The organism is Aeromonas sp. QDB68, assembly GCF_027707405.1.
Classification (GTDB): Bacteria; Pseudomonadota; Gammaproteobacteria; order Enterobacterales; family Aeromonadaceae; genus Aeromonas; species Aeromonas caviae.
In genome coordinates this window covers 1-995 of sequence record NZ_JAPCIQ010000224.1, presented here as the reverse complement: position 1 = coordinate 995, position 995 = coordinate 1, and the positions used below count along the sequence as shown (strand labels likewise).

1 protein-coding gene is annotated in these 995 nt (G+C 57.3%); it reads left to right on the top strand.

Going from position 1 to position 995, the window contains the following annotated elements; translation table 11 throughout:
• A partial coding sequence (locus PG892_RS22345; RefSeq protein ID WP_270825917.1) for an IS4 family transposase occupies window positions 1-982 on the top strand: 982 nt, incomplete at its 5' end.
• Window positions 983-995 lie beyond the last annotated feature (13 nt).

Below are 995 nucleotides of genomic sequence, written 5' to 3'. Positions count from 1 at the left end.
GTGTCAGCACCCCACCTGGGCCGGCTTGCAGCTGCTGGCCGTGGACGGGGTGGTCTGGCGCACGCCCGATACTCCGGACAATGCCGGCGCCTTTGCCAAGTCGAAAACCGTCCAGGGGGAGACGCAATATCCCCAGGTCCGCATGTTGTGTCAGATGGAGCTGACCAGTCATCTGCTGACCCAGACAGTGATGGACTCCTGTGCGGTAAACGAGATGGTGTTGGCAGAGCAACTGATTGAAAAAACACCCGATAATAGCCTGACCCTGTTCGATAAGGGCTTCTACTCACTGGGGTTACTCCATGCCTGGCAACGCCAGGGCGTAGCGCGTCACTGGCTTATTCCGCTGAAAAAGGGGGCTCAATACGAGGTCATCCGCAAGCTGGGGCGGCAGGATGTGCTGGTACGCCTCAGAGCCAGTCCGCAGGCCAAGAAGAAGTGGAGCGAGTTGCCGGAGCAGTTCGAAGCCCGGCTGCTGACCCGGACGGTAAACGGCAAGGAGCGGCAGGTGCTGACCTCGCTCACCGACCCGCTGCGCTTCCCGGCCAGCGAGTTGATGGAGCTATACCAGAATCGCTGGGAAATCGAGCTGGGCTATCGGGAGATGAAACATAGCCTGCAACAGCACCGGCTGACGCTGCGCAGCAAGAAACCCGATGGAGTAAGGCAGGAGCTATGGGGCTTGGTATTGGCCTATAACCTACTGAGATATCAGATGGTTAGGATGGCGGCGAGCTTAAAGGGCTATACGGCCAGCCAGTTGAGCTTTCACATGGCATCGGTGTATCTGCTGCATGAACTCAGTTGCCTGCCGTTTGTGTCACCGGGCATGGTTCCAGGGCGTGTCGCTGAGTTGGACAAACAGGCAGAGCAGTTCAAGTTACCCGCCCGCCGAGAACGAAGTTACCCAAGGTGCATCAAAGCCAAACCACAGAAGTATGCGACGAGAAAACCTAGTAAAAACAATGCCAGTCAGGCTTAACTGACTGGCATTA